Origin of the sequence: Limosilactobacillus sp., from assembly GCF_040772465.1 — a bacterium.
Classification (GTDB): Bacteria; Bacillota; Bacilli; order Lactobacillales; family Lactobacillaceae; genus Limosilactobacillus.
Window position 1 is genome coordinate 180,948 of the sequence record NZ_JAXGYB010000002.1, and the last position, 16,574, is coordinate 197,521.

Genomic DNA, 16,574 nt, shown 5'->3' on the forward strand with positions numbered 1-16,574 from the left:
TATGTCACAGCCCCTTGAAAACTTATAATTCTGCAAAAAGTGGGCAAATAGTGGGCAAACTGCCATTCATGGCAGTTTCCTCATAAATATACAAAGCACAGAAGCCTTGATATATCAACGATCATCGCTATTTCTGTTCCTCGTCCGTCTTCAAAACTGCCATGAAGGCCTCTTGTGGAATGTCGACCTTGCCGACAGCCTTCATTCTCTTCTTACCACGCTTTTGCTTTTCCAGCAGCTTAGCACGCCGGTCCGGATCACCAGTGTGAATCCGGGCAGTAACGTCTTTCCGGTAGGCTTTAATGTTAGTCCGGGCAATGATCTTAGAACCAATTGCCGCTTGAATTGGAATTTCAAAGTTTTGTCGTGGAATAATGTGTTTGAGCTTCGTAGCAATTTCGCGCCCACGCTCGGCCGCTGACGAACGGTGGGTAATAAAGCTCAAGGCATCGACCCGATCACTATTCAGCAAAATATCAATTTTAACCAAGTCACTGACTTGGTAGTCATCGATTTCGTAATCCAGTGATGCATAACCATGGGTACTGCTCTTCAACTTATCAAAAAAGTCATAGATGATTTCAGCAAGTGGAATATGGTAGATAACGTTGACACGGGTATCAGACAAATACTCCATCGTGTCAAACTTACCCCGTTTATGCTGGCACAATTCCATCACGGCGCCGACGTAATCATTAGGGACCATGATTGACGCTTTGACAAATGGTTCCTTAATATCCTTAATTTCGGATGCATCAGGCATTTCAGCCGGGTTTTCCACTTCAACCATCGAACCATCATGCAGGTCGACGTGGTAGGTAACTGACGGCGCCGTCGTAATTAAGTCGAGATTGAATTCACGTTCCAGCCGTTCTTGAATCACGTCCATGTGAAGTAATCCAAGGAAGCCACAACGGAAGCCAAAGCCGAGGGCCTGTGATGATTCCGGTTCAAAAGTCAGTGCGGCATCATTCAACTTCAATTTTTCAAGTGCATCGCGCAAATCATTGAACTTCGCGTTATCAGTCGGGTACAGACCGGCATAGACCATTGGCTGCATTTGCCGGTAACCTTCCAGTGGCTTATCCGTTGGATTATCAGCATCGGTAATCGTATCACCGACCCGGGTGTCTTTGATGTCCTTGATAGCAGCAGTGACGTAACCAACATCCCCCGCCATCAGGTAGTCACGCGGCAATGGTTTCGGTGAGTTGATACCAACTTCTGCCACTTCATAAGTGGTTCCACTGTTCATCAACTTAATCCGGTCACCCTTTTTAACGGTGCCTTCAACAACCCGGACGGAAAGGACAACACCGCGGTAATCATCATACTTAGAATCAAAGATTAAGGCTTTTAATGGTGCCTTCAAATCACCATCCGGAGCTGGTATCTCGTGGACAATTTGCTCCAGCACCTTGTCGACTCCTAGACCAGTCTTGGCACTGACGTCGCAGGCATTGCTACAATCCAAGCCAATTTCGTCTTCAATTTCCTTCTTTGTCCCCTCTGGATCAGCTGAAGGCAGGTCAATTTTATTGATGACTGGCAAGACGGTTAGGTTATTATCGATTGCCAAGTAAACATTAGCTAACGTCTGGGCTTGAACACCTTGGGTAGCATCGACTACCAAAACAGCCCCTTCACAAGCAGCCAGTGAACGCGATACCTCATAAGAGAAGTCAACGTGTCCGGGGGTGTCGATTAGGTGAAAAATGTAGTCCTGACCGTCCTTGGCATGATAGGTCAAAGCAACGGCATTCAGCTTAATCGTAATACCACGTTCCCGTTCGAGCGGCATATCATCAAGAACTTGGTTTTTCATCTCCCGCTTGCTGATCGTATCCGTCATTTCCAAAATGCGGTCCGCTAAGGTCGATTTGCCATGATCGATATGAGCCACAATTGAGAAGTTCCGAATGTGCTTTTGGCGCTCCTTCATTTTTTCAAAATCCATCGTCAACATTTCACTTCTTCCGTTAAGTTACAGCTACTAGTATAGCAAAAGAAAAGGGCCGCACGCAAAGTCTGAGCCTTGCCCGCGTCCCTAATCTGAAAACACAGCTAATTAATCTTAGTAAAAGTTACCTTTTGCTTCACGTTACCCTGGCCAGCATTGGCAATCTGGTAAGTAAAGCTATGGGAAGTCAACTTATGACTGGTAGCAAAAACATTGTTGTACTGCCATTGTGACACTTTGTTGTTAGTCTTCATCTGTGCCAAAGTCAGTTTACTACCGTCTGCCTTATAGCGCCACGATCCACCATTGGATTTGTTTTGTTTTTGCCAAACGTTTTCGAATTGACTATCACTGCCAGCTGCCTTGGTGGCCTGTGACTTGCTTTGGGTCACAACGACTTCGTTACCGGTCTTAGCAAAAGTCATGTATAATTTGCGTTTTGTTGTTGGATTACTGTAACTATACGAGTTTCCTGGTACCTGGTTGGCCACATCATGAGTAAAGTGGTAATATCCACCACCAAGAACCAGCAAAACCACAACGATTAAAACAATCCATGGCCACTTACGACGCGGTTTTTCAACCGAAGAACGTGAATCGTCTGCATTTTTCTTTGCCATTGATCACGCCCCCTAGTTGTTGCTTGATGATGAAGACTGACTACCATCGGTAGCGGCCTGGATCTGGTAATTGACCTTGCTACCACTGTAACTCAGTTGAACAGCCACGTCACCGGCACCGTTAATCTTGTCCAATTGGCCGCTGGCCTTTAAACCAGCGACAATAGTCTTAGCAACCATCTTAGCTGTCGTTGCATTTCGCATCGGTAACGTAATTGAGCCGGACTTGATCGTCTTGCCATCTGCCACGTTGTCAGCAAAATTAATGTGTACCCCATCACTTTGGTTGATGTCATTTTCCACGGCTGTCTTAAATTGATCAGCACTCATCTTACTGCTGGAGAAGAGCCCCTTCTTAGAGCTGGTGGAGCTGCTGGATGAGCTATTTGAATTTGAGCTGTTGGATGCAGAGCCATTTGCTGAGTTGTTGGAAGAAGATTGCTGTGGTGACTTATCACCCTTAGTTGGGTAGTAGTTATTAGTCGTACTATTACTGCTGTTATCACTATTAACCTTGTAAACTGAATTATCAATATTGACAGAATTATCAGTATTAGAAATAACAACTTTCGTCTGAGCTACTACATTAGGGTTACCAGTCACCTGATAATCACTTGGAACACTGCCATCCCGGTTCAGAATCAGCACATCACCAGCATAAATGAGGTTAACGTTTTGAATATTGTTGTCATAAGCCAACTTTTGTACTGAAATCCCAGTAGCGGCAGAAATGCCGGATAATGTGTCGCCCCACTGAATAATATAACGTGTACCATTCAAGTTGTTCAAATCGATGTGTTGGGAAGACATGTTATTGCTAATCTGATCGGGTGTATTAGCCACCCAGTTAGTAATATCTGCCTGCTCAGCAGTCGTTTGGTTTGAATAGAAGTCATCAGCAGCTGCACTAACTGGAGCTAGTACCAGTGGTGCAACTAAAACAGCTGTCAAAGCAGCAGCACCAATTTGCTTCTTGAAGTTCATTCTTTATCCCTCCGCAACGGTAATAAACACCGTAAATTTACAATTCACATTATACTTCATTAACGAGAAGGATGCTTCCTTCTTTAAAATAATTTAGGAATACAAAATAATCTAAGACAAGTTCATCATTATTAAAAGGGAAAATTAAAATTCAATCATTCACAGTGCTTCTTGTGCATTTAAATTTTCAACCTTGAAAGGATCATTTCTGTATTTTAAGGTAGAAATAAAACTTATCTGGTGGTGATAACAACGAACTTACTTTCCATAATACCGATTATTTTTGGAGGCGGATTAGCGGCACAGTCTGCAATTAATTCACGTTTACGAAGTTATGTGAAATCTCCATATCTTGCGTCACTGGTTTCATTCACGATTGGATGGCTGCTCCTCGTCCTTGCTATGATCTTTACTCGAACACAGCTGAGTCTGCACCTCAATGTCTTCCACCAACCATTATGGATTTGGCTAGGCGGGTTTTGTGGCGTCTTTGGGATGACAGCTTTTATCCTCTTATTTCCAGTCCTTGGAAGTGTTCAAACTTCACTGTTAGCAGTTGGCGGGCAAATAATAATGAGCTTGCTAGTTGATCAATTTGGCTGGTTTTACTCGCCAGTTCACCGGCTAAATATTTGGCGCTTATGTGGGGTTCTCCTTCTCGTAACTGGAGTATTGTTGACAAATCTTTCCTCCAAAGAATCATCTGCTCATCCGGAAATTATCTCAAGTCATCAATTCGGGTGGCAATTATTGGCAGTGATCACGGGAATGGTCATGGCCGTCCAGTCATCAATCAATGGCCATTTAGGAATTATTTTGCATTCATCGCTCTATGCAGTGACTATTTCCTTTACCATCAGTTTAATATTGTTAAACCTACTGCTCGTTGGCCAGCATGTTTCATACCGCAACTTGAGAGGAATAGTTACTGGCGTTCATTATCACTGGTGGTTACTACTTGGTGGTCTTCTTGGAATATTATTTAGCTTCAGTTCAGCCTGGTTGGTACCTGTCCTCGGCACAGGTACCGTTGTCATCAGTTCACTTTTTGGTCAGTTGACTTTTAGCGTAGTTATTGATCAGTGGGGATTATTTGGGGCGTCCATCAAGCCAGTTTCTGTTGCCAAGTTAATTGGCCTTGTCGTCGCTTTGTTAGGGATTGTTTTAATTAACGAAAACTAGACAAAAGCACAATAAAATAAACAGCGCTGGATAGAATCAAAAGATTCTATCCAGCGCTGTTCAATTTCACAATGAATTTTTCTTGTTATTTATTATCGTCAAAAGCATCTTTCAGCTTCTCAAAGAAGCCCGGCTTAACACCACTGACCTTTTGACCACTGGCAGCCGCAAAAGCAGCCATGGCTTCACGTTGACGCTTATTCATCTTTGTCGGCGTTTGAACATGGATGCGAACATGCTCATCCCCGTTACCGCTACCGTTCAAGTGCGGGACACCCTTGTTACGCAACCTAAAATCAGTTTCGGATTGAGTACCTGCAGGGATCTTCAAGTCAACATCACCGTGAACAGTCTTAACTTTGACCTTATCACCTAAAGCAGCTTGGGCAAAGCTAATATTTTGGTCAACATAGATTTCACTGCCATCACGCTGGAAGTCTTTGCTAGGTGCAACGTGGAAGACAATGTAAAGGTCACCATAAGGCCCACCGTGAGTACCGGCTTCACCCTGACCAGCCAGACGCATCTGAGAACCGTCATCAACACCAGCCGGGACTTTCACCTTGAGCTCATGTCGTTTGTTGACACGGCCAGTACCCTGACAAGTTGCACACTTATCCTTAATTATCTGACCGGTGCCACCACATTCAGGACAGGTTGTCTGCGTTTGCATTCGTCCTAACGGCGTATTCCGGACTTGCATGATGACCCCACGACCTTGACAACGCGGACACGTTTCAGGAGAAGTCCCAGGACGAGCACCGGAGCCGTGACAAGTCTGACACTCTTCTTGACGGTTATAACGAATTTTAGTTTCTTTACCAAATACCGCGTCCATGAACGTTAGACTCATGGTGTATTGCAAGTCACGACCTTGACGAGGCGCGTTGGGGTTTTGTCGACGACCACCGCCGGTAAACATATTGAAAATGTCGTCAAATCCGCTACCGCCAAAGTCACCGAAGCCACCAAAACCGCCAGCTTGACCCTGACCACCGCCAAAGCCGCCTTGACCGTTAACGCCGGCTTCACCAAACTGATCATACTGGGCACGCTTTTCCTTATTGCCGAGTACCTGGTAAGCTTCGTTAATTTCCTTGAACTTTTGTGCAGCATCAGGGGCATGGTTTACATCCGGGTGATACTTAGCAGCCAGACGCCGGAAAGCATGCTTGATGTCAGCATCCGAAGCATCCTTGCTAACACCTAAAATGTCATAATAGTTTTTTTCTGCCATCTGCATCCCTCATCTTACGTGTGTTATTAACTACTTTAATAGTTATAACATGTTTTACAAGACAGGAAAAACCAAAGTCCGGTTTCCTGGCCTTTGGTTTTTCATTTTGACTTCAACTAACGATTACTTCTTGTCATCGTCAGGATTGACTTCCGTGAAGTCTCCGTTGACGGTCTTGCCGTTGCCCTGGTTGCCATTGTTATTCTGGCCACCATTGTTGGCACCACCGTTATTGCCATTCGGGTTAGCATTGTTACCATTTGCTTGGTTATTTTGCTGAGCCTGTTGGTACAACTTGACGGACAGATCTTGAACAATCTTAGTCAAGTCGTCCTTCTTGGACTTCATTTCGTCATAATTCTTGTCGTCCTTAGCCTTCTTCAGGGCATCTCGGGCATCCTGAGCCTTCTTCAGTTCGTCGTCAGAAACCTTGCCCTTCAATTGCTTCAGGGTCTTGTCAGTTTGGAAGATCAGTTGGTCGGCTTCGTTGTTTAAGTCAACCTGTTCCTTCTTCTTCTTGTCAGCTTCAGCGTGCTCTTCAGCATCCTTCTTCATCCGTTCGATTTCTTCATCTGACAGACCGGAACTGGACTTGATAGTGATATTTTGCTTCTTGTGCGTCCCTTGGTCTTCGGCTGAAACGTTGACGATCCCGTTCTTGTCGATATCGAAGGTAACCTTGATTTGAGGTACACCACGAGGAGCAGCTGGGATGTCAGTCAGCTGGAAGTTGCCCAGCGTCTTGTTGTCAGCAGCCATCGGACGTTCACCTTGCAGAACGTGGATATCAACGGCTGACTGGTTATCAGCGGCAGTTGAGAAGATTTGGCTCTTGGAAGTAGGAATCGTCGTGTTCCGTGGAATCAGCTTAGTCATGACACCACCCATGGTTTCAATACCAAGTGACAGTGGCGTAACATCAAGCAGAACAACGTCCTTAACATCACCAGTCAGCACACCACCTTGGATAGCAGCACCCAGGGCAACGGCTTCGTCAGGGTTGATGGAGTGGGTTGGTTCCTTGCCAGTTAAGTCCTTGACCATTTCCTGAACAGCAGGAATCCGGGTAGAACCACCGTTCAAAATAACTTGGTCAATGTCGTTGAAGCTCAGATCAGCATCGCTCAAAGCGTTCATAACAGGTTGCTTCGTCTTTTCAACCAGGTCATTAGTCAACTGGTTGAACTTAGCCCGTGTCAGAGTTGTGTTCAAGTGAACAGGGCCTTGGGTGTTAGGATCCTGGGCAATAAATGGCAGACTGATGTCAGCTTGTTGGGCACTGGACAGTTCCTTCTTAGCCTTTTCAGCGGCGTCCTTCAGACGTTGCAGAGCCATCTTATCCTTGCTGAGGTCGATGTTGTGTTCTTCCTTAAATGAATCCATCAGCCAGTTCATGATCTTCTTATCGAAGTCATCACCACCCAGGTGGGTGTCACCATTAGTAGAGAGAACTTGGAAGACACCGTCGCCTAATTCCAGGATGGAAACATCAAAAGTACCACCACCAAGGTCGTAGACCAGAATCTTTTCATCCTTGTCTTCCTTGTCAAGGCCATAAGCCAGTGAAGAAGCGGTTGGTTCGTTGATGATCCGCTTGACATCCAAACCGGCAATCTTACCAGCATCCTTGGTAGCTTGCCGTTGAGCGTCATTGAAGTAGGCAGGTACAGTGATGACAGCCTTGTCAACCGTGTCGCCAATGTAATCTTCGGCGTACTTCTTAATGTATTGAAGAATCATCGCTGAAATTTCTTGTGGCGTGTACTTTTTACCTTCAACTTCAACGGTGTAGCCTGCTTCACCCATGTGGCTCTTGATTGAACTAATAGTGTTAGGGTTAGTAATTGCTTGACGCTTTGCAACGTCACCAACCTGAGTTTCACCGTTCTTGAATGCAACAACAGATGGGGTCGTCCGGCCACCGTCAGGGTTAGTGATGATCTTTGGTTCATTACCTTCCATTACGGCAACAGCGGAGTTCGTAGTCCCCAAGTCAATACCAATAATCTTATTGCTTGCCATTGTTTATCCCTCTTTTATTGCTAAATTTCAAATTTATTGAGCAACGATTACCATTGCTGGACGCAGGACGCGGTCTTTCAGCATGAAGCCATCCTGCAGCACGCGGACAACCGTATCAGCTTTATGATCTTTGTCAGCAGGAACCGTTTGAACTGCTTGCTGAACATTCGGATCAAAAGGCTTCCCATCAGCATCAATTTTAGTAACACCATGATTGCGCAAGGCATGTTCAAAGTGGGTGTAAACCATTTGAATACCTTCGTGCAACTGCTTGGCTTCATCGCCTTCTGCTTTGGTGCTCAGTGCCCGCTGTAAGTTATCCAGCACAGGCAGGATTTCTTTGATAAGAGCCTGTCCTTCATACTTAATTAAACTTGCACGCTCGTCATTAAAGTGGCGATTCATATTTTGAATTTCTGCTTCAGCGCGCAAGTATTGATCATCCTTGTCAGCCAGCTGCTTTTTCAGATCATCAACCTGTTTTTGTAAATCCTTCACCTTTTGGTCACTGGTTGATGCATCCTTTTTTGTTGGCTGATCTTTTTGTTTGGCATCCTTAGCTTGATCTGCCTTAGGTGCAGACTGTTTTTGATCTTTTTCAGCCATCTAATTTCCTCCTATTCATCATAATAACGGTGATAGTAATTGAGTAAACGTTTGGCTAACTCACGCCGAAAAGCATCAATAATACCAATAGTTCTTGAGTACGGCATCCGAGTTGGACCCAATACAGCGATAATCCCCCGACCGTACTGACTAACATCGTAGGTAGCAGTGATCAAGCTGTAGTCTTCCATCACTTTGCTCTTGGAAATCTCGTTGCCAATCTTAACACTAATTCCCTGTTCCGGTGAATCAGCATCGATTAAGTGTGACAGACGATCATTTTGATCCAGCAAACCATACAATGCCTTCATCGCACTCGGGTCTTGCCGTTCAGAGTATCCCAACAAGTTCATCCTACCGCCGACGAAGAATCGCTCACGAACAGCCGATTGTAAAACATTGTCAAAGACGTCAAGAAAGCCGTCCGGGCTTTGCAGATACTGTGTAATCTTAGCAGGGATATCAGTTTTCAGCCGACTAATAACGTCAGTCAAAGGCTGACCAGTCAACTGATCATTGATCATCCGTACAACCATCTCCAAAGCTTCCGGATTAATGGACCGTGGCAATGTAAACGACTGACTTTCAATGTCACCCGAGTCAGTCACCAGAATAGCAATTACTTTCTGGTTGCCTAAAGGTACCAAACGAAAGCCGCTGAGGCGAACCTCCTTCTGCTCAGGTTTTAAAGTAAAAGCCGTATAACTCGTTAGTTGCGACAAAATATCGGCAGAATGAGAAATCAGTTCATCAATCTTATGAAAACCGATTCCCAACGAATGCTGAATTACCAGCAAATCGTTATCCGTAACTGCGTCAGGATTAAGCAAGTGATCCACGTAATAACGGTAGCCCTTCTTAGAAGGAAGACGTCCAGAGCTAGAATGCTCTTTTGTAATCAAACCTGCTTTTTCCAGAACTGCCATCTCATTGCGGACAGTTGCTGAACTAACCTTTTGGGGCAAGCGTGTAGCTAACACCTTAGACCCGACAGGTTGACCAGTCGCGGTGTACTGACGTACAATCTGCTGCAGAATATCCTTTTGACGTTGTGTAAGCAATTATCACCACTTCCCTTTTTAGCACTCGACACTGTTAAGTGCTAAATACATTTTCTAATATACCAACCAAGTCTTGAAAAGTCAAGAAACGTCAAAGATTTTTTAGGAGGAATACATATGGCAGATGAACAACACCGTTATGTCCAACCTACCAGCGCCCGCGACGCAATGGAAATCATCCAAAAATTGTTCAATAAGTACCGCAATGCGCCTTTAACTAGCGAATTAATGCAATATCACCAAAACTTAGTCGTGCGTTTAGGCAGCGACATCAAACAAGCCGCTCTAAGGGAAAATGACAAGCATTTAATGGATGATTTGCAGTCGATGACCGCCATCATGCAAAGCTGGGCACCCGTGCGCATGTCAGGCCATAATTTCCCTGGTAAGATGAAACACTTTAAGCTCGATACTGACAAACCGGCTCATCATATCAAACGCCGTGTTCATAAAATCCACAATGTCAGCAATCATAGAAGCAGCAGACACTAAAAGAGTATAGATGAAAACCCCTTAAGTTGGCCTGAAGTCATCTTAAGGGGTAATTTTTATTTGTTAGTGGTCATCGGATGCCTATCTAAGTACTTCTGGCAAGCTTGCTCATCTTGTTTCATCTGAGCAACCAATTCAGCAACCGAATTAAATTTCACTGTATCACGCAATCGTTGATACCAGTTAACCCGCACAGTTTCACCATAAACTTCATGGTGAAAATTAAAAAGGAAAATCTCAAGAGTTTTATCAGCATCATCGCCGAACGTCTCATCATAACCGATGTTTGCCATTCCACCATACCAATGGCCATTAACCAGGACGCGCGTGACATAAACACCTGTTTTGGGGAGTACGCACCAACGTGGCCAATCGATATTCAAAGTGGGAAAGCCAATTTGGCGACCCCTAGCAAATCCGTGGACGACGATACCAGCAGTTTGGTAGACATAACCTAACGAAGCATTGGCCTGCTCAATTTGCCCATTCCAGATGGTCTTCTTGATTTGCGTGGAGCCAACCTTTTCTTTTCCGTTACCAATGGGCATCTTCGGAACAGTAATGACATCGAAGCGACGGCGTGCATACTTCGGCAACAATGACATGGTAGCCGTGTCCTTGGGACCATAAGTATGGTCAAAACCTGCCACCACAGCAGCCGGATGCATGGCTACTAAATAAGCATCGACAAACTCTTGGGGTGACTGGGCACCAAAATCCGAAGTAAAGTCAATCTCGTAAACAAGGTCAACGCCTAAATGCGCTAACAATTCAAATTTTCGCCGGTTACCCGTCAAATAATGAACGCCACGGTCAAAGCGGCGGTAGACGATCTGGGGAGTGTGGTTATATGTTAACACTGCTAAAGGCAAGTGCCGCCGTTGTGCTTCCCTTTTAGCACGCTTAATGACGGCTTGGTGTCCACGGTGGACGCCATCAAAAAAGCCCATTGCTAATATGGTTTGTCCCGCCGGAATTAATTGCAGATTGAGCGGGTGGTGGATCTTAATAACTCGCATTTCAATCACGCTTTCGTAGAAATCATCTTAAGCGGCGCGTAGTGATCTGTATCACGGCGGTAATAGAGTGCTTTAATCTGGCTCTGGTAAGTTAAAGCTAGCCGTTGTTTGGAATTGTGAGGAAGCTCACCGACCTTGAGCCAAGCGCCGTTTTGAACAGCTTGCCACTGTTCCTTCGTCAGGTTAACGTGTTGCCAATCTTCAAAAACAATGTCGAGTGGCAAAATATACTGACTGATTAACTGGTTTGCAGCAAGATCAGATAAATCTTCAAGACTAAGGGTCTGGTCCAGTGAAAAGCCCCCACTACTGATACGCGTCAGCGAACTCATTACTCCCGGATAGCCAAGTTTTTTGGCCAGATCAACAGCTAAAGTGCGCACATAGGTACCCTTGCTACACTTAACCGTAAAACTAACTCGTTGTTGATCCTTTTGAGAATCAAAGTCATTAGCGATCATTTTAAAACTGATGATGTTCACTTCACGTTCGGGGCGTTCGACCTTCTCGCCCGCACGCGCATATTCATATAAGCGTCGGCCATTGACCTTCACAGAAGAGTACATCGGTGGAATCTGCTTGATATGACCAGTCATTGCCGACATGGCATTCTGCACTTCTTCATCCGTGATCTTGTCTGCCACTTTTTTCCGATCAACGACCTCGCCATCGAGGTCTTCAGTCGTTGTTGCAAACCCAATTGTCAACTCACCACTATACTCCTTGGGTTTTTCATGAAGAAAGTCGACGCACTTTGTAGCTTTGCCAATACAAATTGGCAAAACACCGTCGACATTGGGATCTAATGTACCAGCATGACCGACATGCTTTTCGTGCACAATGTGCTTAACCCGATTGACACAGTCAAAACTCGTCATACCACGTTCTTTATAAAGTGGAATGATTCCATCCACAAGATCACCTCCGAAAATAATCACCAACATAGAATAACACATTCCACGTTCTTTAACAGCGGTAACGCTTATTCCCAAAAAAAGCAATAACCGAATATCTGCTCCGGTTATTGCCTTTATCTAATCATTTATTTGTTAAAATCTACACTACCCTTAATCCGCTGGTCATGTAGCACACGTTGGTGGTCCCAGAATTGATGGTCATCAGTCGTTAATTTACGCAAGACGTGAGCAGGATTACCAACCACAACAACGTTATCGGGAACGTCCTTAGTCACCACGGCACCGGCACCAACCACAACGTTATTGCCGATCGTCACACCTGGGCAAACCACCACGCTGCCACCCAGCCAAACATCGTTACCAATTGTGATTGGCTCAGCTGTTTCTAGATCCATCGGGTCATTCCGAACAGCAGCATCAAGGGGATGTCCAGCAGTATATAGGCTGACATTAGGGGCAAGCATCACGTTATCACCAATTGTAATCGGCGCCGAATCCAGAAAAGTACAGTTAAAGTTAGCGTAAAAGCGTTTGCCTACGTGAATGTTGGGCCCGTAGTCAATATGCACCGGTAAATCGATGAAAGCGTCCATCGACGGGGCATCAATGATTTTCTCATTCAACAACTTTTCCGCACGATCCTGTTCGCGTGGTGAAATTTGGTTGAATTCATAAACCAACTGGTGACCCCGTGCCCGTTCTTTAGACAACTGTGGGTCTGCCGCAATATAAGGTTGGCCAGCTAGCATTAAATCTTTTTCGGTTGTCATGATAAGCCTCCGTAAGCGTTTTCTTATATGCTAACAAAAGCTTGATCTTTTTGCAAACGCTTGCACGAATAAAGGGAGGTATCTTATTTCCACCACAACTTGATCAGTGCTTGAGTGCCGTCATCGCCGTGTCCTTGATCCATCAGTTGTTCGTAAAGCTTCTTAGCCTCTTTTGTTGCTGGTAAATCTAAGTGCATTTTATCCGCCTGCGTCAAGGCAATCCGCAAGTCTTTGACAAAGTGCTTAACGAAAAAGCCAGGTGTATAGTCGTCTTTCAAAATACGGGGACCGTAATTAGAGAGAGACCAGTTGGCTGCGGCACCATTGCCGACGGTAGCCAGAACTTCATCCAACTTTAGATGTGCCTTCTTGGCATATGCTAAACACTCGCTCATCCCCGTCATCGTCCCGGCAATCATGATTTGGTTGGCCATTTTGGCATTTTGACCACTCCCAGCGGGTCCAAAGTAATGGATGGTTTTGCTAAAGTCGTGGAAAAGGTCTAAATGTTGGTTTAAAACATCGCGATCCCCACCTACCATCACGGTTAAGGTACCATTTTTAGCGCCAACGTCTCCGCCAGATACCGGGGCATCCAACATCTCAGCACCCTTCTTTTGGGCTTGATCAGCTAATTGGGCAGCCAGTGTCGGATCGCTAGTAGTAAGATCAATTAGTAATTGATGTGGGCGGATGGCTGACATCACACCATGCTGACCTCCATAAACGTCTTTTACGTCCTGGGGGAAGCCAACCATGGTCATTACAACATCTGCATTCTTAGCTGCTTCTGCTGAGGAATCAGTCCAAACTGCGCCGTTATCAATTACCGGCTGGGCATGAGCCTTTGTACGGTTGTAGACAGTTACCTGGTGGCCAGCTTTCAGCAAATTGTTGATAATGCCGGTGCCCATCACACCTGTACCAATAAAACCAATGTTCATGACAATACCTCCTATCATAAAAGCCGCAGTCGTTGAGACTGCGGCTGATTTAGATTAGAATTCGTGATCTTTTTGGTGAAGTTCATTCAGTAACTGGTCGATCCGGTTACCATACGCAATCGATGGGTCGCGTTTAAAGCTGATTTCAGGCGTCTTAAAAATATTCAAACGGCCACCCAAAATAGAACGGATCATGCCCGTTGCTTTATCAAGCCCAGCTTGAGTCTTTTCACCATCAGAAGCCTTATCAGATAAGATACTGTAGTAAATCGTAGCCTGCTGTAAATCTCCGGTTACGTCTACGCCAGTAATGGTAACCCCTTGAACACGGGGGTCACGAATTCGCTTTAAAAGAATATCATCGACTTCGCGTTTGATTTCTTGGGCCAAACGGTCCACGCGATAATGTTTGTTTGGCATTGATGTGCCTCCTACTTTTTATCAGCAGGGACTTGTTTCATTTGGTAAGCTTCGATAACATCGTTTTCCTTGATGTCGTTGTAATTTTCAATTGTCAAACCACATTCATAGCCCTGCTTAACTTCCTTAACATCGTCTTGGAAACGTTTCAGGCTACCGAGTTCACCTTCGTAGACAACGATACCATCACGAACTAAGCGAACTTTGGCATCCCGGGTAATCTTACCCTGGGTGACCATTCCACCGGCAATCGTGCCGACCTTAGAAGCATGGTAAAGCTGCCGAACTTCAACCTGACCAAGGGTTTCTTCCTTGTAGACAGGCTCCAGCATCCCCTTCATGGCGTCTTCGACTTCTTCAATGGCATCGTAAATAACCCGGTGCAGACGAATGTCGATATGACTCCGGTCCGCTTCAGACTTTGCGATCGGCGTTGGCCGAACGTTAAAGCCGATGATAACGGCGTTGGAAGCTTCGGCTAAGGTCACGTCTGATTCCGAAATGGCACCGACAGCTTTGTGAATAATGTCGACACGCACACCATCAACCTTGATCTTTTCAAGGGATTGACTCAGCGCCTCAACGGAACCTTGGACATCCGCCTTGATGATCAGCGGCAGGGTCTTCATTTCACCCTTCTTCATCGTGGCAAAGAGGTTATCCAGGGTAACGTGTGAAGTCCGCTGACGTTCTTCTTCAAGAGCACGCTTAGCACGCTCTTCACCAGCTGCCCGGGCTGTCTTTTCGTCATCAAAGACAACGAAGCGGTCCCCGGCTTCTGGTACATCGTTCAAACCGGTGATTTCCACTGGTGTCGATGGAGTTGCTTCTTTAATAGCATGACCGTTTTCGTTATTCATGGTCCGCACACGACCGTAGGTGTTACCGACAACAATCGGATCACCGACGTGCATTGTTCCCTGTTGAATCAGCAGTGTGGCAACGGCACCACGACCTTGGTCCAGCCGAGCTTCAACAACAGAACCAGCGGCATTTTGCTTCGGGTTAGCCTTCAATTCCATCACTTCGGCCTGCAGCAAAATGTTGTCCAGCAGTTCATCAATGTTCTTGCCAAACTTAGCCGAAATCTGGACATAGATGGTGTCACCACCCCAGTCTTCGGGGATCAGGCCATATTTCGTTAATTGCTGGGTAACGTGGTCAGGATTGGCACCTGGTTTATCAATCTTGTTGACAGCGACGATAATTGGTGTGCCGGCAGCTTTAGCGTGGTTGATAGCTTCAACCGTTTGTGGCATCACACCATCATCGGCGGCAACAACCAGGACCGTAATATCCGTGATATTAGCACCACGAGCACGCATTTCAGTAAAGGCAGCGTGACCTGGAGTGTCTAGGAAGGTGATCATTTTACCGTCATACTTAACCTGGTAGGCACCGATAGCTTGCGTGATCCCACCGGCTTCGTGCGCAGTAACGTGTGTGTGACGAATCTTATCCAGCAGAGTCGTCTTACCGTGGTCAACGTGTCCCATGACCGTAACTACCGGTGGACGTGGCACCATGTTTTCTTCGTTGTTGGATTCCTCTTCAAAGAACTTATCCAAGTCAGCAACATCCACCTGCACCTTTTCCTTGGCCTTGATACCGTAATCAGCAGCTAGGATTTCAATCGTATCTTTATCGAGTGACTGGTTTTGGTTGACCATTACGCCAAGCATAAAGAGTTTCTTGACAATTTCTGCTGTTGAGCGGTGCAGAAGCTTTGAAAGATCCTGGGCGTTCATGCCATCTGTGTATTCCAGTACATCCGGCAATGGCCGATCTTTACGAGCAGTTGGCTGTTTGTGGGCAACCTGCTTCAAACGCCGATTCTTGCGTTCTTGGCGACGTTGTTTTCGGCTACGCTTCTTGTTCTTACGACCCTTTTTATCGTTATTATTCAAACTGCCCCCAAAACGACCGTTTCTGGAATTATTGCGGTCATTATGTTGTTCATGATTGTTATTATTTTGGTTGTGCTGATTCTGGTTAACATGGTTATTATGGCGGTTGCCATGGTGTTGTTCATTTGCACCGTGCTGAGCCTTCACTGCATGATCATTTTTGGCAGGCTTGCGGTGTTCGGCAGCTTGCTGATTCTGATGACTAGCATGATTACCATGATTTTGTTGATCATGATGCTGCTGAGGTGCAGACTTCTTTGATCCACCCTTTGCAATTGACCGTAATTTTCCTGCTTCTTCCGGGGTCACAGAAGACATGTGGGTCTTGACTGACATTCCCTGGCGCTTGGCCAAATCAACCAGTTTCTTACTTGGCATGCCAAGTTCTTTGGCTAATTCATAAATTCGTTCCTTGGCCATACGTCCACGCTCC

General features: G+C 45.6%; 15 protein-coding genes and 1 pseudogene. 3 read left to right on the forward strand and 13 right to left on the reverse strand.

From position 1 onward, the window contains the following. Nucleotides 1–127 precede the first annotated feature (127 nt). From lepA to AB3114_RS02835, 3 genes are all read right to left on the reverse strand, one after another. Entirely contained in the window at nucleotides 128–1,957 is a 1,830-nt protein-coding gene (lepA, locus tag AB3114_RS02825) for a translation elongation factor 4 (protein WP_367341748.1), read from the reverse strand. A gap of 107 nt (nucleotides 1,958–2,064) precedes the next feature. Next, a complete protein-coding gene (locus AB3114_RS02830) occupies nucleotides 2,065–2,580 on the reverse strand; it encodes a hypothetical protein (RefSeq protein WP_367341749.1) in 516 nt (171 codons plus the stop codon). A 12-nt stretch (nucleotides 2,581–2,592) separates the two neighbouring features. Further along, the gene (locus AB3114_RS02835) at nucleotides 2,593–3,564 is read right to left on the reverse strand and encodes a LysM peptidoglycan-binding domain-containing protein (protein ID WP_367341750.1); all 972 of its coding nucleotides are present in this window, start codon (nucleotides 3,562–3,564) and stop codon (nucleotides 2,593–2,595) included. A gap of 243 nt (nucleotides 3,565–3,807) precedes the next feature. Between AB3114_RS02835 and AB3114_RS02840 the strand changes: the two are divergent. Further along, nucleotides 3,808–4,230 (forward strand): annotated as a pseudogene (locus AB3114_RS02840) (DMT family transporter); the annotation flags it as partial. 9 nt (nucleotides 4,231–4,239) lie between these two features. Continuing rightward, a complete protein-coding gene (locus tag AB3114_RS02845) occupies nucleotides 4,240–4,746 on the forward strand; it encodes a DMT family transporter (RefSeq protein WP_367341906.1) in 507 nt (168 codons plus the stop codon). 85 nt (nucleotides 4,747–4,831) lie between these two features. Here AB3114_RS02845 and dnaJ read toward each other — a convergent pair whose 3' ends face one another. From dnaJ to hrcA, 4 genes are all read right to left on the reverse strand, one after another. Continuing rightward, on the reverse strand, nucleotides 4,832–5,983 hold the full coding sequence (gene dnaJ, locus AB3114_RS02850; RefSeq protein ID WP_367341751.1) for a molecular chaperone DnaJ: 1,152 nt from the start codon (nucleotides 5,981–5,983) through the stop codon (nucleotides 4,832–4,834). 123 nt (nucleotides 5,984–6,106) lie between these two features. Next, nucleotides 6,107–8,005, reverse strand: coding sequence for a molecular chaperone DnaK (gene dnaK, locus AB3114_RS02855; RefSeq protein ID WP_367341752.1), 1,899 nt, complete (start codon nucleotides 8,003–8,005; stop codon nucleotides 6,107–6,109). Between the two features lie 33 nt (nucleotides 8,006–8,038). Then, on the reverse strand, nucleotides 8,039–8,611 hold the full coding sequence (gene grpE / locus AB3114_RS02860) for a nucleotide exchange factor GrpE (protein WP_367341753.1): 573 nt from the start codon (nucleotides 8,609–8,611) through the stop codon (nucleotides 8,039–8,041). 11 nt (nucleotides 8,612–8,622) lie between these two features. Continuing rightward, nucleotides 8,623–9,672, reverse strand: a complete 1,050-nt coding sequence (gene hrcA / locus AB3114_RS02865; protein ID WP_367341754.1) for a heat-inducible transcriptional repressor HrcA — start codon at nucleotides 9,670–9,672, stop codon at nucleotides 8,623–8,625. A 117-nt stretch (nucleotides 9,673–9,789) separates the two neighbouring features. On the opposite strand from hrcA, the gene AB3114_RS02870 reads away from it, so the two are divergent. Continuing rightward, entirely contained in the window at nucleotides 9,790–10,164 is a 375-nt protein-coding gene (locus AB3114_RS02870; RefSeq protein ID WP_367341755.1) for a hypothetical protein, read from the forward strand. 56 nt (nucleotides 10,165–10,220) lie between these two features. Here AB3114_RS02870 and ribF read toward each other — a convergent pair whose 3' ends face one another. From ribF to infB, 6 genes are all read right to left on the reverse strand, one after another. Next, nucleotides 10,221–11,183, reverse strand: a complete 963-nt coding sequence (gene ribF / locus AB3114_RS02875) for a riboflavin biosynthesis protein RibF (protein WP_367341756.1) — start codon at nucleotides 11,181–11,183, stop codon at nucleotides 10,221–10,223. A gap of 5 nt (nucleotides 11,184–11,188) precedes the next feature. After that, nucleotides 11,189–12,097 carry a tRNA pseudouridine(55) synthase TruB gene (gene truB / locus AB3114_RS02880; RefSeq protein WP_367341757.1) on the reverse strand — a complete coding sequence of 303 codons (909 nt, stop codon included), beginning with the start codon at nucleotides 12,095–12,097 and terminating at the stop codon, nucleotides 11,189–11,191. 128 nt (nucleotides 12,098–12,225) lie between these two features. Continuing rightward, the gene (locus AB3114_RS02885; protein ID WP_367341758.1) at nucleotides 12,226–12,870 is read right to left on the reverse strand and encodes a sugar O-acetyltransferase; all 645 of its coding nucleotides are present in this window, start codon (nucleotides 12,868–12,870) and stop codon (nucleotides 12,226–12,228) included. A gap of 83 nt (nucleotides 12,871–12,953) precedes the next feature. Next, a complete protein-coding gene (locus AB3114_RS02890; protein ID WP_367341759.1) occupies nucleotides 12,954–13,814 on the reverse strand; it encodes an NAD(P)-dependent oxidoreductase in 861 nt (286 codons plus the stop codon). Between the two features lie 54 nt (nucleotides 13,815–13,868). Beyond that, nucleotides 13,869–14,234 carry a 30S ribosome-binding factor RbfA gene (rbfA, locus tag AB3114_RS02895; protein WP_367341760.1) on the reverse strand — a complete coding sequence of 122 codons (366 nt, stop codon included), beginning with the start codon at nucleotides 14,232–14,234 and terminating at the stop codon, nucleotides 13,869–13,871. Between the two features lie 11 nt (nucleotides 14,235–14,245). Beyond that, nucleotides 14,246–16,561, reverse strand: coding sequence for a translation initiation factor IF-2 (gene infB / locus AB3114_RS02900; RefSeq protein WP_367341761.1), 2,316 nt, complete (start codon nucleotides 16,559–16,561; stop codon nucleotides 14,246–14,248). Between the last annotated feature and the right edge of the window lie 13 nt (nucleotides 16,562–16,574).

Excerpts from the sequence above, each read along its gene's own strand:
- lepA (WP_367341748.1), bottom strand. The coding sequence starts at position 1,957 with ATGGATTTTGAAAAAATGAAGGAGCGCCAAAAGCACATTCGGAACTTC.
- AB3114_RS02830 (WP_367341749.1), bottom strand. The coding sequence starts at position 2,580 with ATGGCAAAGAAAAATGCAGACGATTCACGTTCTTCGGTTGAAAAACCG.
- AB3114_RS02835 (WP_367341750.1), bottom strand. The coding sequence starts at position 3,564 with ATGAACTTCAAGAAGCAAATTGGTGCTGCTGCTTTGACAGCTGTTTTA.
- dnaJ (WP_367341751.1), bottom strand. The coding sequence starts at position 5,983 with ATGGCAGAAAAAAACTATTATGACATTTTAGGTGTTAGCAAGGATGCT.
- dnaK (WP_367341752.1), bottom strand. The coding sequence starts at position 8,005 with ATGGCAAGCAATAAGATTATTGGTATTGACTTGGGGACTACGAACTCC.
- grpE (WP_367341753.1), bottom strand. The coding sequence starts at position 8,611 with ATGGCTGAAAAAGATCAAAAACAGTCTGCACCTAAGGCAGATCAAGCT.
- AB3114_RS02870 (WP_367341755.1), top strand. The coding sequence starts at position 9,790 with ATGGCAGATGAACAACACCGTTATGTCCAACCTACCAGCGCCCGCGAC.
- ribF (WP_367341756.1), bottom strand. The coding sequence starts at position 11,183 with ATGCGAGTTATTAAGATCCACCACCCGCTCAATCTGCAATTAATTCCG.
- AB3114_RS02885 (WP_367341758.1), bottom strand. The coding sequence starts at position 12,870 with ATGACAACCGAAAAAGATTTAATGCTAGCTGGCCAACCTTATATTGCG.
- AB3114_RS02890 (WP_367341759.1), bottom strand. The coding sequence starts at position 13,814 with ATGAACATTGGTTTTATTGGTACAGGTGTGATGGGCACCGGCATTATC.
- rbfA (WP_367341760.1), bottom strand. The coding sequence starts at position 14,234 with ATGCCAAACAAACATTATCGCGTGGACCGTTTGGCCCAAGAAATCAAA.
- infB (WP_367341761.1), bottom strand. The coding sequence starts at position 16,561 with ATGGCCAAGGAACGAATTTATGAATTAGCCAAAGAACTTGGCATGCCA.